Origin of the sequence: Providencia sp. PROV061 (assembly GCF_011045655.1) — a bacterium.
In the GTDB taxonomy this organism is placed as follows: Bacteria; Pseudomonadota; Gammaproteobacteria; order Enterobacterales; family Enterobacteriaceae; genus Providencia; species Providencia hangzhouensis.
Window position 1 is genome coordinate 2417164 of record NZ_CP042861.1, and the last position, 16266, is coordinate 2433429.

Here is a 16266-nt window from a genome sequence, read left to right on the forward strand (position 1 = left end):
TTAATGGGTATTAACCAAAAGATGAGTATAGAACTTAGACATCTTCGATACTTTATTGCTGTCGCTGAAGAGCTTCATTTTGGCAAGGCAGCTGAACGTCTGCATATTTCACAGCCCCCTTTAAGCCAGCAAATACAGATGCTTGAAGAGAAAGTTAATGCAAAATTGTTAGAAAGGAATAATCGAAACGTTGCGTTAACGCCCGCGGGGGCAATGTTCTTAAAAGAGGCATATCAAATTTTAGCTCAAGTCGATGCGGCTGCGACAAAAGCAGCTCGCATGGAAAAAGGCGAACTTGGGGAGTTATCTATTGGATTTACGTCAACTACGCCATTTATGCACAAAGTTACCATGAGTTTACGGCAGTATCGGGAAGCTTACCCTGAAGTCTCTATTCATATGCATCAGATGAATACCAAACAACAGATAGCGCCATTAATTACGGGGCGAATTGATATTGGTATTATGAGAAATACAGTGTTACCAGAACAATTGGATTACCAACTATTATTTAAAGAACCATTTATGGTTGCCGTCTATGAAGGCCATCCATTATTAGAATTTATTGATGTTGGTGTTGATATTCAACAACTTGCTGATTATCCATTCATTTTCTTTGAACGTGATGTTGGTACCGCACTATATGATGAAATAAATCAATTGTTAACATCTGCGGGAGTGGTACCCACCATTTCTCAAGAAGCGGGGGAAGCCATGACCATTTTAGGATTAGTTTCCGCGGGAATGGGAATTTCTGTGATAACAGAATCCTTCACACGAATGAAAATTGATGGTGTAAAATACTTAAAACTCACTAATATTAATGCTTCATCTGAAGTTTGGTTAGTCTACAATACTCGTAGAACGTTACCTGCCGTAGCCAAAAAATTAACAAATCTTTTGATGGCCAACATTGTTGGCAACCAAGAGTGAGCTAGTTCACATTTTCAATGTAAACGAAATCATTCATACACAGATTAAGGCATAATAACTCATTGCTTTATAAAGGAATTGAATTATTACCATGGTGAATCAAACTGGTCACATTGACCAAATCAAACAGTTAAATACGGGTATTGTATATCGTATCATTGATCAACATGGTCCAATTTCGCGTATTGCCTTGTCAAAACAGGCTCAGCTTGCGCCTGCCAGTATCACTAAAATTACACGTGAACTTATGGATGCTCACTTAATCAAAGAGTTAGAGTTTCCAGTGCTTGGTTTACGTGGGCGTCCAGCAGTAGGGCTGGTAATTGAAAGTGAAGGGTGGCAATTTCTAGCGATCCGTATTGAAGGCCAGAAACTGATTATTTCCTTGAAAGAAATTAACGCAGTTACCTTGGCTCAAACAGAATATCCATTCACACCGTTAGGCAATAGTGAATTCATGGATTCGCTTACTGAATTAATCAGTCAATTTTTTGCTAGCCATCAAAAAATATTAGAAAGAGTCACTGCAATTAGCATTCTTATTGATGGTATATTAGATCCTCATACAGGTGTTATTTATCAGCATCCATCTTTTAAAATCCACCAACTGGCCATAGCGGAATCTCTTACCAAGCAAACCGGTTTACCTGTTTATTTACACCCTCCTGTGGATGCTTTAGCGTTAATGGATCATTTCTCTCATCAAGAGAAAAGAAAAGAAAAAAATATTATTTACTTACAGCTACAAGATGTTGTTAATGTCATGGTGCTAAGCCATGGAACAACATTAGATACAAATACCCATCGGCCTATTTTATTCGGCCATACCCAATGTGAACCCTGTAACCATAACTTTTGCTATTGTGGTAGCGATGGTTGCTTAGAAACCCAAACTTCTATTCCTGCAATATTACACCAAGCTGAAAGTTTGCTAATAAACTACCCTGATTCGCATTTACATCAGAAAAATATCTCAATTGATAACATTTGCTCTGGAGCAATATCAAACGATAGCCTTTGTGTTTATCTTATTAATCAGGTTGCTCAACGGTTGGCAAAACCATTAGGATTGATGGTGAATTTATTGGGGAGCGAGCTAATTTTGGTAAACTCCCCATTGAATCAAGATTCTAAGTTATTTTTAGAATGTTTACATAATCATATAAACAAACATACGATCCCTCTATATTCATCTAATTTAGTAATAGAAAAATCCATATTTACCGTTAAGGATAGTGAAACGTCATTAATACAGAGAGCGTTATATGATGGTTCTCTACTACTACAACTATTACAAGGCTAAAACAATTCGATAATATTTATACTATCGTACACAAAATTGAGCTAACGCAAACTTCTCACTTACCCATTCCAATAAACTGAATCCATATCATTTTTGCAGCTTATTGCTGTATAAGTCTGTCACTTCAGGATAGAAAAAGACCATGATCAATCTATTTGTTACCGGGACAGATACAGATGTCGGGAAGACAGTATCGACGCTTGCCATCCTGCAAGCACTAAATAGCCAAGGAATTAAAGCCGTGGGCTATAAACCTATTGCGGATCAATGCATTGATACCCCTGAAGGAATCAGAAATAAAGATGCATTGCTAATCCACAGTGTTTCTCAAGACCTTGTTTCCTATGATGAAGTTAATCCTGTGCGTATCACAGATAATTACAGTCATGAAAATAGCATTGATTTTAATAAAATAAAGCATGGGTTAGACCATTTACATCATCAATGCGATATGGTTGTAATCGAAGGTAATGGGGGATGGCGCTATCTACTTGATGATAATACTTTTTATGCAGACTGGTTAAAAGATCAGCCGGTCGGTGTTATCTTAGTCGTCGGTATTCAACATGGCTGTGTTAATCATGCATTATTAACCGCTGATGCAATTCGAGCCGATGGGTTACCATTAATAGGTTGGATGGCAAACCGCATCAACCCAGGGTTGGCACACTACGCCCAAATAATTGACCGGTTGCAACATCATATTAAGGCTCCATTAATTGGAGAAATTCCATATTTATTGCGCCCTGAAGAAAAAGAGTTAGGGCATTACCTCAATACAGATAAACTGCAAGAACTTATCGCTATTCCTAACTAATTGCTTAATAAGCAATAAAGAAAAAGGGCGCCATCATCAAATAGCGCCCTTGATTCTATCTAAATTGTAACCTAGTGACGAGTATAAATGATTTTATAAGAATCATTTTGGCAGTGCCCGACAACTTGGCCTTTAGACGAGTCAACTTCATCATTAGGCACTGCAACCAAACTAAAGTTATCAGCAGGAACGCCATTATTGATAATCTTTTGTTTGATTTCCTCAATCACACTTTCACATGAAGCTTGGGCAAAAACTGGCACTAGCACCAATGCAAATAAGGGTAACAACAATTTCTTTTTCATCTTCTCTCCTTGATCAACAGCTCCATAAGACAACCTATTATAAGGTTATGGATTATTAATTGGACGGCCATTACTTACATCAAGGCAACGTTTAGTGCTCGGTTCCCAGTAAGCATTTAGATTGAGGCTTTTTTCGCATTTATCTTTTGCATCAAAAGCCTGATCTACTTTATCAAACTCTTTTTCGGTACGAGTATTAACCTTTTTGCGCAACATACGGGTATCATCCCATTGTTCCTTTTCTTGACGCGCTTGCTCTTTATTAAGAGAGTCATCGCCTTTGCCCACAGAAACGCAAGTACTGCCTGCAGTGCATGATGTCGTGGATTGTGCCGCAGAAGACGATGTAGCCCAAAGTAAAGGGAGACATAAACAAATCGCAGTTAAGCCAGTTTTCAACATTTTGTGTGAACTCATGTAAATTCCTTACTAAACAGGACCGATAACCTGAGTATAGCTAAAAAAGTGTCAGTGCGTCTGTATAGAATAGTACTAAAAATTAAATCTGTTTATGTACTGTTAAACCTGCAAAAGTTTGGCAAACAGGCATCAATTCTAATGTATTTACATTCATATGTGCAGGTAATGTGGCAACCCAGTATACCGTTTCCGCGATATCTTCAGGGGTTAGAGCGTCAGCGCCTTGATAAGTACTAGCCGCTTTATCATCATCTCCTTTAAAGCGAATATTTGAGAATTCTGTTCCACCGACTAGGCCTGGTTCAATATCAGTCACTCGGATTTTTTTCCCCTGTAAATCAGCACGCAAACCAAGTGAAAACTGTTTAACAAAGGCTTTGGTTGCACCGTAAACATTGCCACCTTTGTAAGGCCAGCTCGCCGCCGTAGAGCCAATATTAATAATATGGCCATGATTTTCGGCTACCATGTTTTGCAGCACTTCATAAGTCATATTCACTAAACCTTTAGTATTTGTATTAATCATAACGTCCCAATCATCAGGATTGGCGTCAAATGCGGGTTCTAAACCTAACGCTAAACCTGCATTATTCACTAAAACATCGATTTTTTTGAGGTGTGCAGGTAAATTTGCAATCGCATTATGGATGGCTTTTCTATCTTGGATATCTAAAGTTAACGGATAAAATTTATCACCTAACTCTTTATGGAGGGCTTCTAAACGCTCTGTTCTACGTCCTGTACCAATAACAGTGTAATTATGTTTGATAAATCGACGGGCAATTGATTCACCAAAACCAGAAGAAGCACCCGTTACTAAAATAATCATTGAAAACCTCATAGTTGTTATTGTCGTGCTAGCGTGATTTCATTTTAACGCTATCTATTGGGAACCACAAAAATTGTTACAACCCCAATATTTGTTTGTCTTTTGGGTAGCTCAATGTATAACTGAATGAGATTTGCTTTTCTTCATTAGGTTCTAAGGTGATATCCCATGTTATTTCACCGGTGCTTTTGTTGGTGACCGCATTTTATCCTCTATTGCAGACACTTTTATATCGCTATCCTCACTTACTCGTGCTTTTTAGTGAGTAAGGTAGGGCGATTTGGTAATTTAAATTGATACCGTTATTAGACGTTGTAACAAAGTCTGCTATACCTGAATTGATTGTCTTCTTCTTTTCACTAACTGGCTTTTTCGCATCGATAGATAAGACAATTTGGCTTTGTTCGCCAATTGAAGAGGGCATATTTTCCTCAATTTTTGTCTGCAATAACGTGGCTTTTTCTTGCAGTTCAACTAATTCCAGCTGGTGTTTTTGTTGCTCTTGTAAAATATTAGACATCTGCTGACGAATATTTGGGCTGATTCTTCGAGTGTTTGCTTTGTGTTTTCCCCAAAAAAGCGGTGTTCTTTCAATAAACTTAATTAATATTTATCTTTCTTGTGGGGCTATCTTTCCCAAGAATATCATCTAATTTTACAATGCATGAACGATATTCTTTCTTAATTTCGTTTGGAATGCATCTAAAGCCACCTGCAATATAGTCAGAGATTATGTTTTTGTACTTGTCGTACGTTTTCGTACGGTTGGGTTTCAGGCTCCTTATATGGTATTTTCAGATGATTTATACTTGGTTTTTAATATATTAATTAAAATAACTAATGGTATCAGGTAAGTAGCATGGCTGATTTTTTTAAGGCAATGATAAGCTTAATGTTCTTGGAAATTTTCATGTGGGTGAATATATTTATTTCAGTCTTCATATCAATATCAATATATTTTTCCCTTCAGAATCTTGGTTTCGACAGCGCTGGAACAGCATTAATTTTATTCTTAATATCATTTATAGGATTATTTCACATAAAAAATGTTATTTGTAAAAAACTCAACATAAAAAAAGATAATTAATTTTTTGTTAAGACCTTCAAGCTTTGATTACGCTAAGGTTTCGCTGATGAACTCGCCAACGTGTAGCGGGTTATGCAGATGATGGAAATAACATCGATTTAGAGCCTAAACAAGCCAACACGATTAACCAACCAGAACACTGGATTTTTTCATTTCACACTTATGTCAAGGCTCGATAGAAATGTCTAGTCGCTGGCTCATTAGGAATGTCTCATGGAGAAACTATATGGTAGTATTAGAAATACTCTACAATATTTGACCCAAGTGTTATGAAACACTTTGCTGCCAACCAGATTGAACGCGTCGTCTATATCTTTTTGGATATGGTAGAATTGATTAAAGGTGACAAAGACGCAATGATACTGGATACTCTCACACATTTGAACACATCGAATCCACATAATGATGTCACTTTATTGAGCATTGATGCACCTAATCATCAGATATCATTCTTGATAAAAACACTCTCCCACATGGTTGTTAAAATCAAAATACCTCCACTGGTGTGGCGACATCAGGGGGCCTAGATGCCTTGTCAATAGGACTATATATTCAGTGTTTTATTACAAATAGAGCCTAACAATGGTAATAATATTGTTTTTATTAACTAAAAATGGTCAATTTTATCGCTATTTCTAGCTTGATTATTTTACAGGACAAATGATGGAAATAAAATGCTTGGATCCGTTGGGGATTAATGGTTACGAAAGAGAGGCTAATGAAAAGCTTGAGGCTACTTTGCCAAATAATTGGAAAGGTTATTCATCTTTGGAAATGCGAGGCAGGCAGAGTAAAGAGTTTGAAGGTGATTTAATTCTAATAACGCATGATAGAATCATAAATGTTGAATTAAAACAGTGGTCAGGAAAAATTTTTTCTAAAGATGGTAAATGGGTTGTTCAGTTTCCTGATGGTCGAGAAGAACACCGAAGTAATGGTGTACGGCAAGCAAGTAGGTCTGCGAAAATTTTAGCCACTAAATTAAAGGAGAGGTTAAATAACCGTTTTGTCCCATGGGTAGATCATTGTGTGGTGCTTTGTGGAACAGCTACAAAAGACAACCTTCCATCAGATGAACAAGAATACGTATTCACATTGGAAGAATTTTCAAAAATTGGTGATGAAACTGTTTACAAGCAATACTTCAAAGATAAGTCATCAATGATTAAACGAAAGGAAGATGCCCCTAATAAAAACTTAAAGCAATGGGATAAAATATTCTCTAATAACAGTGCTGACTTTAAAGCAAAAAATTACTCAGTCAATAATTACATTCTACAAGGACAACCTTTATTTCAACATAGAGAAGCTTTATACGCCGAATATCAAAGCCAACGCTCTGACAACCATAACTATAAAGCTATCATGCGTAGGTGGAACTTCACAGCTCCGTGTATCATTGAACATGCTAAGACGCCAGAGCAAAGATCACTCATTGCGCATAGAGAAAGAGATGTCCTAGGATACATAAGTAGTCAAGATGAAGATCTCAAAGATATATATCTAAGGCTAGAATATTTACCAACTGAGTTATCATCTGACTTCGTTGAGCTATATGAATGGCCGAATAAAAAAGAAAGACTTGATACATTTATCAGAAAAAACAGTAAAAAACTTACTGAAGAGAATAGACTAAATCTGATTCAAGCACTAGTCAGTCGTCTTGCAAGCCTGCATGATATTGACGTCGCACATCGTGACCTTGGTAATCATAGTATCTGGTTATCACTGCCAAGTAAGGTTGTGCTATCAAATTTCCTAACAGCAACATACCCAGACCCTCAAAATAAAACAGTATCAAATATAAGAAAGATTCTTCAACATAACCAAATAGTTACACCTGAAGAGTTGTATGAAGATATTGACGGAACACATTTTACTCGAGATGTATATTTAGCTACAGTTGCCTGCCACTATATAGCATTTGGTAAACACCCAATGAAGGATGATGGTATTTATTTATGGCAGCCAATTAAAGATGATCCAATTAGCCTAAGGCTTGAACAATGGTTTGAAAGAGGATTAGAACTCGAAGCCGCTGCTCGTTTTAAGGATTTACGAGAAGCTTTAACAGAACTAAATAAATTATTAAACATAGGTGAAATTGATTGTGAAGATAAATTAGGTCTACTTTCTAATTATTATTCATCAAAAAATATATATGTTGATTTCGGAACATTTAGTACAGTTAAGGTTGAAGGGACTTTAACTTTTTTAAAATCTGGTGATAACACATATGGTTTGAAGGCTTGGTTTGGTGTTAATGATATTTCAGCTGATGGTGGAGTTAATAATCAGTTGTTATCATTTTTTAACAAACTTGATATTAGGAAAAATGCAAACTTAAAGTGTTTACCTCAAATTATAGATTATGGATTTAACCCACAAATGACCTGTGCTTTTTTCCAATTTGAGTGGGTTAATGGTATGACATGGAAACAGTTTATTACCTCTGACTTGCTTGAAAAACCTGAGCTAAATATTAAGCAATTATTATCTTCACTACTTGAGTTGCACTCCTCAAACATATATCACGGCGATATCCACCCAGGCAATATAATTATTAATGAAAATGACTTGACATTTATTGACATTATCGAACTTGATGAAAATAAATACACTCCTACTTATGCTCCGGCTAATCATGAATATATATCTAAGGCAAACATAGATCGCTATGCTGTAGTAAAAATAATTTATGAGCTGGCTAGTTTAAAACACTTAACACATTTACTGCAATATGTAAGCGAATTGCTTGAACTTTCAGAAATATCAAGCCAAGAAATCATAAAGTTACACGATAAATTAGAGCAAATAATCGCACCTACTCCACTCAAACTTATTACTACCTACAATCTTTTTCATAAAAATCTTCAAGTAAAACAAGAAAAACTACTATCTGATGATGGTAAATATTATTTAGATATTGAGATAAATAAGGGGAGAAATAACGATTTAGTTTTAACTAGAATCACTGGTGTTAAACATAGGCTGAGCTTATGGATTCATCCAGAAAATAAATTTATTGTCTCAGCCACCCTTGATGAGATTAGGCATAATGATTTTATCAAAAATAAAAAGAAATCAATTCTAGAGTTAAATGGTGAGATCGTTTTTTGCAAATCCCAAAGTGAGGCTTCTAATGACTTTTTTGATGTTATCCTAGGAAGTCCTGTTTATAACGAGCTATTGAAGAAAGAGTTAAATACTGAGGTAAATATTACTCCAGCCCTAACTAATATCAAGAGCTCAAAGGTGACAGATGCTAGGGATGTGTGGAAAGCTCTTGTTGATACAGAGCACGAAAGCAACCCCAGAATTGAAATATCTACAGATCCTAGAATTCAAGGTGATAAGTTTACTTTTCAATATACTAGTGAAGGAACTTCGCTAGATTTTAATCTTAATACTGAACGTGTTTTTGTATATGCCGATAGGCATGGTGAACTTCGGAGAATAGGAACTATTGTAGACATTGGTTCAAATTCGATGGCAATAAATCTTTGGGGAAAAGCTCGAATTGAATTAGGTGATACCTTGGTTCTCGAAGGTGCATTAACGGCGTCATCTTTAAACAAAAGGAAAACAGCAACAGAAAATCTTGTTAATAACCGAAGTGTTATTACTAACATTGCAGATTACTTTTCACCAGGAGTCGATATCAAACCAACTGAACAAGCAGAACCAACTGATACCGAACTAGATTCATATACAGAATTAGATAGTAATGGCAATGTGGTTTTTAAGCTAAATGGACAGCAAAGAGACGCCTTCAAGGGATTGTATAAATACGGCCCAATTAGCTTACTTCAAGGGCCTCCTGGAACTGGTAAAACGGCATTTATTGGTTCTTTTATTCACTATTGTATTTCTAACGGTGCACGACGGGTACTTTTGGTAAGCCAGTCTCATGAGGCAATCAACAATGCTACAGAAAAAGTAAAATCATTATTCGAGAGAAATGGGACCGAAATAGATATCGTACGTCTTGGTGATCAACATGTCCTTTCTGAACAGCTTGATAGCGTAGGGGAAAAGGCTCTTCAAGAGCACTATAGGGATAGATTTAAAGCTGAATATGAAGAGCGCATCATAAATGTAGCGCAAGAAATAGGTATTGACGAGGAGTTTACTCGTGTTGCCACTGAGTTTGAACGATCATTTGGAATCAATTTAGATCGTATTATTTCTCGTTTAAAGGATACAGATAGTAATTCGAAAAATTCTTTAATGAAACAGATTGAGATGATAGATATAAAACTGCCAGAATTTTTTTCGCGTAGAGCAGGAATGAATCTAAATCTAGATAATATTGAACTTAAGCACTACAGGGAATTCATATATTCAGCTCTTGCTAGACATTATGAAATCTTCTCAGGAGACTTAATCTCAAAATTTAAAAATATCATATCCATATCAAATGAATGGCTCAGTGTGATGGCTTCTAGTCAATCTCAATTCCAAAACTTCTTATCAAAAACTAGAACCTTAGTATGTGGTACTTGTGTAGGTATAGGCCGGAACCATTATGGAATCCAAGAAAATGTTTATGATTTAGTTGTAATTGATGAAGCTGCTAGATCGCCAGCAAGCGAGCTCGCAATTGCGATGCAAGTAGGGCGTAAAATTCTTCTTGTTGGAGATCACAAGCAACTGCCCCCATTGTTTGATGAAGAGCATATCAAAGCTGCCAAAAGGATATTACCGAATGTTAGTACTGATGAGCTAAAGCGCAGTGATTTTGAAAGAGCTTTTGTTTCCAGCTATGGAAAAACTGTTGGACGTTTTTTGAGGATTCAATATCGAATGATACCAGCGGTTGGAAATCTAGTATCGGAATGTTTTTATATAGAAGAAGGTGGTTTAAAAACAGGCCGGAGTGAAACCAAAAAAGCTTATTTAGAGTTATTTGGGGATATCTGTACCCCAGTAACTTGGATTGATACCAGCAAAACTAAAAAAAATTCATTTGAATCCAAGCCAACCACAAAAAACGCCAATCAAAACAGCTACGTTAATAAATATGAAACAGAAATTATACTAGAAGTTTTATACAAATTATCTACTCACAAAAATGCGGAAGACCTCCTTATTGAAAGTGATGATCCTAAAATTGGCATTATTTGTATGTATGGTGAACAAGTTAAATACCTGATTCGAGAAATCAATGGCGTAGCTTGGGCTAGAACTTTACTAGAGAAAGGAATAATAAAGGTAGATACGGTCGATAGTTATCAAGGCAAAGAAAATGATATTGTCATTGTTTCTCTGGTCAGAAGTAATTCTAGTGGTAGCCAAGGTCATGTAGTGTCAGAAAATAGAGCTAACGTAGCTATTTCTCGCGCTAAAGAAGCGTTATTTATAATCGGAAATTCAGATATGTGGCATCATCACAATGAAGGATCTGCCTTTGGTCGAGTGTACAAGTATATTTCAGAACATAATGAAAAAGAGTATTCTATTGTAAATTCGCAGACATTGGAGGTCAAAAAATGAAAATCCAATTAAATAAAGTTTGCTTTGGTTTACCCATGAAGTCATTTTTTATCGATTACACTGTCAGTAAGAAAAGAGAGTTGCCTGTAGTTAAAGAGTTTGTGATACGGCTAATTTATTCATTATCTTCAACGACTATAGATACGATTCAAAATTACTTTGGATTGACTAATAAAGAAATTCTAGCGATTATTGATGACTTACAAGAAGAGAATCTCATTGAATGGACAGAGGGTAAGTTGAAACTTACTTACTATGCAATGAGCAAGTTTACAGAAGAAGATGGAAATCTGAGACCTACTTTCTTTGAAGTAACAGATGAGGCTTCACCTGTTGAATTTGAATTATTCAATTTTAGAATATTATCTAGCGATGTTAGACGCTCCGGATCTCAAGATTTTAGTATTTCACTCAACTTACCAGATGAATGTTATCATAATTTACTAAATAAAGCTCAAAGTGCCTTTGATACAAACTTCAACTTATTTCGAGAGCTTGTTCTAAAAGAAGATGTTTTTTCAGACATAAAAGAACTTTATAAAATAAACCAAGTGTCTGACAGATATGATTCAACCCTTCCTCTTGAAGTTGAATATTTTATAAATTCTGATTCACCAGACATTTTGAAAATGGAGTATGTTTCAAAAACGATCGATGAATGGGATAACGATAAGTCCTTTTTTTCTATTATGGATTCCTCTATTGAAGTTAATACTACGAAAGATCAGCATAATAGCTTTAATAATTACCTAACTTCTTCAAAAGACCCTTTCATAGTTCAGTATTGGGATGATAATAGTAGGACGCTCGATATTAAAACCTTAGTTAACCACTATGAACATGGGTTAGCTAAAATAAATGACAATACTTTCATGTTACTTGGTAATTTTTATACAGAGAGGAATATTGAAGTTTTATTTAGTCGTCTTGAACCTATATTCAAAAATAAACAAGATAGTTCAGGTATGCTTTGGCTCGCTAATTCAAACTCTAAAACGTGGGGGAAAACTACTGATCTTAATAAATTAATAGATGGCATCCATAATTTATTCGACAAAAGAAAAAAAACATCAAAGGTTGTTCTATGTATGTATTGTGAAAGTTTTCAGGAGTCTATGGTACTCAGTAATAATTTCTGGAAATTATCTAATGCTGAACTCATAGATCTGCCGGCCCAGTATGGTGGGGAAGATGCAGAGTTCATCATTATTCCCGGATTGATGGTTGCCAGTTTATTCCATTTCAAATTGAATGATAAACGAGATGTTTCTCTTCCAATAGGTTATGTAACATTTGAGCCTCATTTAATTCATGAGATTTCTAATAAACTTCTGAACTGGACTGAATCTCAACCTAAGTATAATAATTTTTTTGAAAAAAAAGATACAAAAGAAGATCATAGAATTGTAAACAAGTATTTAATTCCAATACTTCAACAAGGTTTATAGTATGACTGGAAAAACATAGGGTTATCATACTCTGAGTCTAACCAGAAATCCTATAATTAAATGTGTAGCTGTTGTTCCGCAAGGCTACTAAGCAATGGATTTGACTCAGTAGATTGTAAACTGAAATCATTACTTCTTACCAAAAACCTCCTTTGAACGCCCTTGAAGTTTAACAAGGGCTTCTAACATATCATTTTGATCGATAGAGCGCTGGGATTTTTTTCCCGGCGCTTTTTCTTTGCGTCGTGACGGCCCATTTCCAGCTGGCACAGATTGTGAGCGCCGGTTATCTCTCTTATCATCGACAACTGTTTTAATGAGTTCGAGAGTTCGACCAAGCCGTTTATTGTCCACAATAGCACCTTGGTCAACATCAGATAGCCGGTCATATGTGATAAAGGGAAGGGGGATGCCGTTCAATCGCAGTTCTTTACGTTCGTCAGGATAGTGATACACATCGATATATTTACCAATAGCTCGCCGACTATGTTCAGTATCTTCAATTAGATAAATAATCTTATCATATTGAACAGTAAGGTTTTTAGAGACTTTTCTGTACTCTCTGATTGTAAGAATGGTATCCAAATCCTCATCTTGTTCTAGAGGTCGATGTACATCATATTCATGGCGAGGGAGCTTGCCAAAGCGATGATTATAATCAGCCATAAACTCATCAGTGAATGCATTTGCAGACTCGATTGAACTGATTTTCTTAAGGCGAAACTCTTTAACCAAGCGATCTTGAAGTGTGCTATGCGCACGTTCAACTCGGCCTTTTGCTTGACTGGTTTCTGCACAAATAGTTTGAATACTTAACTCATGCATAGCCCGACCAAACTGAGTATGACCATCACCACCTATAGCATTTTTGTTATTAATTCTAAATATGCCAGCCTTATCGCTGTAAAGTGCCAATGGTTTTCCATGTCTCTCAATATAACGCCGAGTGGCATTAAAGTATGTAAATGTGGATTCAGCCTGGACAAAAAGGAGCTCCATGATTTTACTTGTCGCATCATCAACATAGACTAATGCTGTACATTTTGGACCACGTCCTTCAAACCAATCATGGTCACAGCCATCAATTTGGATCAATTCACCGGTACAAGGGCGTCGATACCGGGGTTGGTGAATTTTTGGGGCTCGCATTTTTCTCGGGATCCATAAACCTGCACAGATCATCAGCCGACGAAGTGTTTCTTTACCAATAGTCAGCCCATGTATTTCTTCTAGTTTTTCGCGTGCTAGCGTAGGTCCAAAGTCAGGATAATTTTTCTTAACGATATCTACAATTTGGTCAGTGAATGATTTTGGCAATAAACGGTTACTCGGATTGCCTCGAGAAATGTTATTCATACCTAAGGGGCCATGCTCACGGTAGCGCTTTATCAGTCGGCTACAATGACGTGGTGTAATACCGAGTATCATGGCAGCACGACCTGGTGTCATGTTGCGATCAATGACATCTTGCAGAACTTTAATGCGGTTTAATTCTTTCAACGTGAATCGTCCTGAGCTTTCTGCACTCATGACCATATCTCCAGGAAATATCCTTTTTCTTTCCCCACGTCGAAAAAAGAAAGGTTAACCCCATAGATAAATATAGTGCAGACATTTAGATTGAGCCAGGAATAGACATTAGCATTGAGCCTCTACACACTTAGGTTCATATAATGCATATTATGTTAAATAGAAAAGCCCCATTGCCGTATTCCAGCCATGGCCGACATATTTCACGCCAAACTCATCCGCTAGCCATGCGATTCGGCGTTGCTCAGAAATTCCACCGACTTTAGTCACATCCGGCTGAACAATATCAAACGCTCCTTGCGATAACCATGGCAAGAAAGCTTGACGGCGAGTTAACACTTCACCTCCTGCAATGGCTACAGGGCTCTCTTTACGCAGCACTTTGAAGTCTTCAATATCATCAGGTCGTAAAGCTTCTTCAAACCAACCTACCTGATATTCAGCTAACATGTGTGAGGTTTGGATTGCCCATTTTAAGCCATTCGGCCAATATACATCGCTCGCTCCTGCATCAACAAATAGTTGGGAATCTTGCCCTGCTGCATCCCTTGCAGCTTCAACAATTGCGCGGTCTAATTGTTGGTCATTACAGCGGCCAAAAGGTCCCCAACCAATTTTGAATGCTTTAAATCCTAATGACTTATATTCTAGGATCACCTTGTGCATAACATCTGGCTTTTCCATCAGCAACGAACAATAAGGTTGAACTTTTGACCGGTAGTTCTATTAGAGTTACATGCCGTCAGGCGATTTATTTCTCAGGAAAAACATTTAGATACGCAATGTATTACTGAATTAACAGAATGCATTAATCAAATGACCAAAGCGGCAACACTCGAAGATAGCTATCTTTTTTCTCTAAGCGATGTCCATTTTCATCGTACATTATGTGAACTAAGCGGTAATAAGACATTAACGTCTTTATGGGAAAATGTGGCAAAACAACTCACTATTATTATTGGAATATCAACATTCACTAAGCCAATGGAAGAAATTATCCAAGAACACCATGTGCTATTAGACAAAATTCGTACGGGTGATTTACCGCTATTAGAAAAAGAAATTAAAGAACATATCCGTAATCAAAATAAAAAAGTTAATTTTAATCTAGCCGTCGATAAAAAAAGAGAACAATAGAGCCACCAGCAATAACAGTCGACGACTTTTTTAAGGTCGTTTCATAATTTTTATTGAGCGAGTTTTTTGGCTATATCCTAGCGTATTGTGCGAACCGCCCATCTCCGTATGGTATTTTCCTGTATAATTATCGCCTTCGTAAAAACGGACAATCCAGCCGTCAGGGATAGTATAAGAGGCTATTTTATCTGAGAAATGGTGACGGGAAAGATACGGAATATCGTCAAATACTTCAATATAATCGCCCTTTTGCCAGGATTTAGCGTAAACAATTAGGCTTTCTTCAATATATTGATCACCAAACGATAATTTACTGGTGCTGCATTTCGCATCTTGAGCTTTACAAAAAATACTACCTTGCCCTTGCCCTAATTCACAGCGTCGAGAGGTTTTGTGTCGCGCTGTTTGTTCAGACATTGCAGCTTCTGCATAGAAATTAGAAAAAGGAGATAAAGCGCAAACATGCACAACAACAGAATCATTACGGGATGGTTTCCCATGATAATTAGATTTTGCGACAGTAAAACTACTGAATAACAATAATAATAACGCAATCTTTTTCATTTTTGAGGTCTTTTAATGATTTGAATAGCGTAAAATTACAATTACTTAATGCAAATCACTAGCGGAACACTCTGATTAAAAATTAGCGATACCCTCTTTTATGATTTTGAGAAGACCAACTGTAACTTGCATCGCTGGGAACTAACTTATCTTTTTTCTTTTCTGCACGTAATTTTTTCGTTTGCTTTTCGACTTCTTGAGATATTTCGGTAATGATTTGTTTTCTTACTTTGCTCTGCTCGGAATTTGTTAATTCACGGCCAAGTTTTTTCCTTTCTTGAGCAAGCCTTGTACGCACTTGGATTTTTTGAGTTTCGGTCATTTCTTGAATCGTTAACATCTTCATTGTATTACCCCTTACTCATATTAAAATACCTAACAACAATATATCATTATT

General features: G+C 36.4%; 13 protein-coding genes and 1 pseudogene. 6 read left to right on the forward strand and 8 right to left on the reverse strand.

Translation table 11 applies throughout. The features are described 5' to 3' along the window. Positions 1-21 precede the first annotated feature (21 nt). The 3 genes from FVA72_RS10965 (at position 22) to bioD (ending at position 3053) form a co-directional block, all read left to right on the forward strand. The gene (locus FVA72_RS10965) at positions 22-933 is read left to right on the forward strand and encodes a LysR family transcriptional regulator (RefSeq protein ID WP_036957727.1); all 912 of its coding nucleotides are present in this window, start codon (positions 22-24) and stop codon (positions 931-933) included. A gap of 91 nt (positions 934-1024) precedes the next feature. Then, positions 1025-2236, forward strand: a complete 1212-nt coding sequence (locus tag FVA72_RS10970) for an ROK family protein (RefSeq protein WP_110591740.1) — start codon at positions 1025-1027, stop codon at positions 2234-2236. A gap of 142 nt (positions 2237-2378) precedes the next feature. Next, complete coding sequence (bioD, locus tag FVA72_RS10975; RefSeq protein ID WP_004254308.1) at positions 2379-3053, forward strand: dethiobiotin synthase; 675 nt, start codon at positions 2379-2381, stop codon at positions 3051-3053. 71 nt (positions 3054-3124) lie between these two features. Here bioD and FVA72_RS10980 read toward each other — a convergent pair whose 3' ends face one another. The 4 genes from FVA72_RS10980 to FVA72_RS10995 all read right to left on the reverse strand — a co-directional run bounded on the left by FVA72_RS10980 (position 3125) and on the right by FVA72_RS10995 (position 5127). Beyond that, positions 3125-3358: a DUF1161 domain-containing protein gene (locus FVA72_RS10980; protein ID WP_036957728.1), complete on the reverse strand. Its 234-nt coding sequence runs from the start codon at positions 3356-3358 to the stop codon at positions 3125-3127. A gap of 45 nt (positions 3359-3403) precedes the next feature. Continuing rightward, entirely contained in the window at positions 3404-3775 is a 372-nt protein-coding gene (locus FVA72_RS10985; RefSeq protein WP_036957730.1) for a DUF1283 family protein, read from the reverse strand. An 82-nt stretch (positions 3776-3857) separates the two neighbouring features. Further along, on the reverse strand, positions 3858-4607 hold the full coding sequence (gene ydfG / locus FVA72_RS10990; protein WP_110591739.1) for a bifunctional NADP-dependent 3-hydroxy acid dehydrogenase/3-hydroxypropionate dehydrogenase YdfG: 750 nt from the start codon (positions 4605-4607) through the stop codon (positions 3858-3860). 241 nt (positions 4608-4848) lie between these two features. Then, positions 4849-5127, reverse strand: coding sequence for a hypothetical protein (locus tag FVA72_RS10995; protein WP_110591738.1), 279 nt, complete (start codon positions 5125-5127; stop codon positions 4849-4851). A 1230-nt stretch (positions 5128-6357) separates the two neighbouring features. Between FVA72_RS10995 and FVA72_RS11000 the strand changes: the two genes are divergently transcribed. Together FVA72_RS11000 and FVA72_RS11005 are read left to right on the forward strand one after the other, a co-directional pair. After that, a complete protein-coding gene (locus FVA72_RS11000) occupies positions 6358-11190 on the forward strand; it encodes an AAA domain-containing protein (protein ID WP_110591735.1) in 4833 nt (1610 codons plus the stop codon). Then, complete coding sequence (locus FVA72_RS11005; RefSeq protein WP_110591734.1) at positions 11187-12638, forward strand: hypothetical protein; 1452 nt, start codon at positions 11187-11189, stop codon at positions 12636-12638. Before FVA72_RS11000 ends, FVA72_RS11005 begins: the two co-directional genes overlap by 4 nt. A gap of 129 nt (positions 12639-12767) precedes the next feature. Here the strand turns inward: FVA72_RS11005 and FVA72_RS11010 are convergent, their stop codons facing one another. Both FVA72_RS11010 and FVA72_RS11015 read right to left on the reverse strand, forming a co-directional pair. Next, on the reverse strand, positions 12768-14168 hold the full coding sequence (locus FVA72_RS11010) for an ISNCY family transposase (protein ID WP_110591733.1): 1401 nt from the start codon (positions 14166-14168) through the stop codon (positions 12768-12770). A 150-nt stretch (positions 14169-14318) separates the two neighbouring features. Continuing rightward, positions 14319-14834, reverse strand: a complete 516-nt coding sequence (locus tag FVA72_RS11015) for an enolase C-terminal domain-like protein (protein ID WP_243154697.1) — start codon at positions 14832-14834, stop codon at positions 14319-14321. Positions 14835-14903: 69 nt separating this feature from the next. Here FVA72_RS11015 and FVA72_RS11020 point away from each other — a divergent pair. Next, positions 14904-15305: pseudogene (locus FVA72_RS11020) on the forward strand (FCD domain-containing protein); the annotation flags it as partial. Positions 15306-15335: 30 nt separating this feature from the next. Here FVA72_RS11020 and FVA72_RS11025 read toward each other — a convergent pair. Together FVA72_RS11025 and FVA72_RS11030 are read right to left on the reverse strand one after the other, a co-directional pair. Further along, positions 15336-15869, reverse strand: a complete 534-nt coding sequence (locus FVA72_RS11025) for a beta/gamma crystallin-related protein (RefSeq protein ID WP_094960555.1) — start codon at positions 15867-15869, stop codon at positions 15336-15338. An 82-nt stretch (positions 15870-15951) separates the two neighbouring features. Then, positions 15952-16215, reverse strand: coding sequence for a DUF3811 domain-containing protein (locus FVA72_RS11030; protein WP_004254327.1), 264 nt, complete (start codon positions 16213-16215; stop codon positions 15952-15954). Between the last annotated feature and the right edge of the window lie 51 nt (positions 16216-16266).

Coding starts and splice junctions, on each gene's coding strand:
- FVA72_RS10970 (WP_110591740.1), top strand. CDS start 1,025: ATGGTGAATCAAACTGGTCACATTGACCAAATCAAACAGTTAAATACG.
- ydfG (WP_110591739.1), bottom strand. CDS start 4,607: ATGATTATTTTAGTAACGGGTGCTTCTTCTGGTTTTGGTGAATCAATT.
- FVA72_RS10995 (WP_110591738.1), bottom strand. CDS start 5,127: ATGTCTAATATTTTACAAGAGCAACAAAAACACCAGCTGGAATTAGTT.
- FVA72_RS11010 (WP_110591733.1), bottom strand. CDS start 14,168: ATGAGTGCAGAAAGCTCAGGACGATTCACGTTGAAAGAATTAAACCGC.
- bioD (WP_004254308.1), top strand. CDS start 2,379: ATGATCAATCTATTTGTTACCGGGACAGATACAGATGTCGGGAAGACA.
- FVA72_RS11005 (WP_110591734.1), top strand. CDS start 11,187: ATGAAAATCCAATTAAATAAAGTTTGCTTTGGTTTACCCATGAAGTCA.
- FVA72_RS10980 (WP_036957728.1), bottom strand. CDS start 3,358: ATGAAAAAGAAATTGTTGTTACCCTTATTTGCATTGGTGCTAGTGCCA.
- FVA72_RS11025 (WP_094960555.1), bottom strand. CDS start 15,869: ATGAAAAAGATTGCGTTATTATTATTGTTATTCAGTAGTTTTACTGTC.
- FVA72_RS11015 (WP_243154697.1), bottom strand. CDS start 14,834: ATGCACAAGGTGATCCTAGAATATAAGTCATTAGGATTTAAAGCATTC.
- FVA72_RS11030 (WP_004254327.1), bottom strand. CDS start 16,215: ATGAAGATGTTAACGATTCAAGAAATGACCGAAACTCAAAAAATCCAA.
- FVA72_RS10965 (WP_036957727.1), top strand. CDS start 22: ATGAGTATAGAACTTAGACATCTTCGATACTTTATTGCTGTCGCTGAA.
- FVA72_RS11000 (WP_110591735.1), top strand. CDS start 6,358: ATGGAAATAAAATGCTTGGATCCGTTGGGGATTAATGGTTACGAAAGA.
- FVA72_RS10985 (WP_036957730.1), bottom strand. CDS start 3,775: ATGAGTTCACACAAAATGTTGAAAACTGGCTTAACTGCGATTTGTTTA.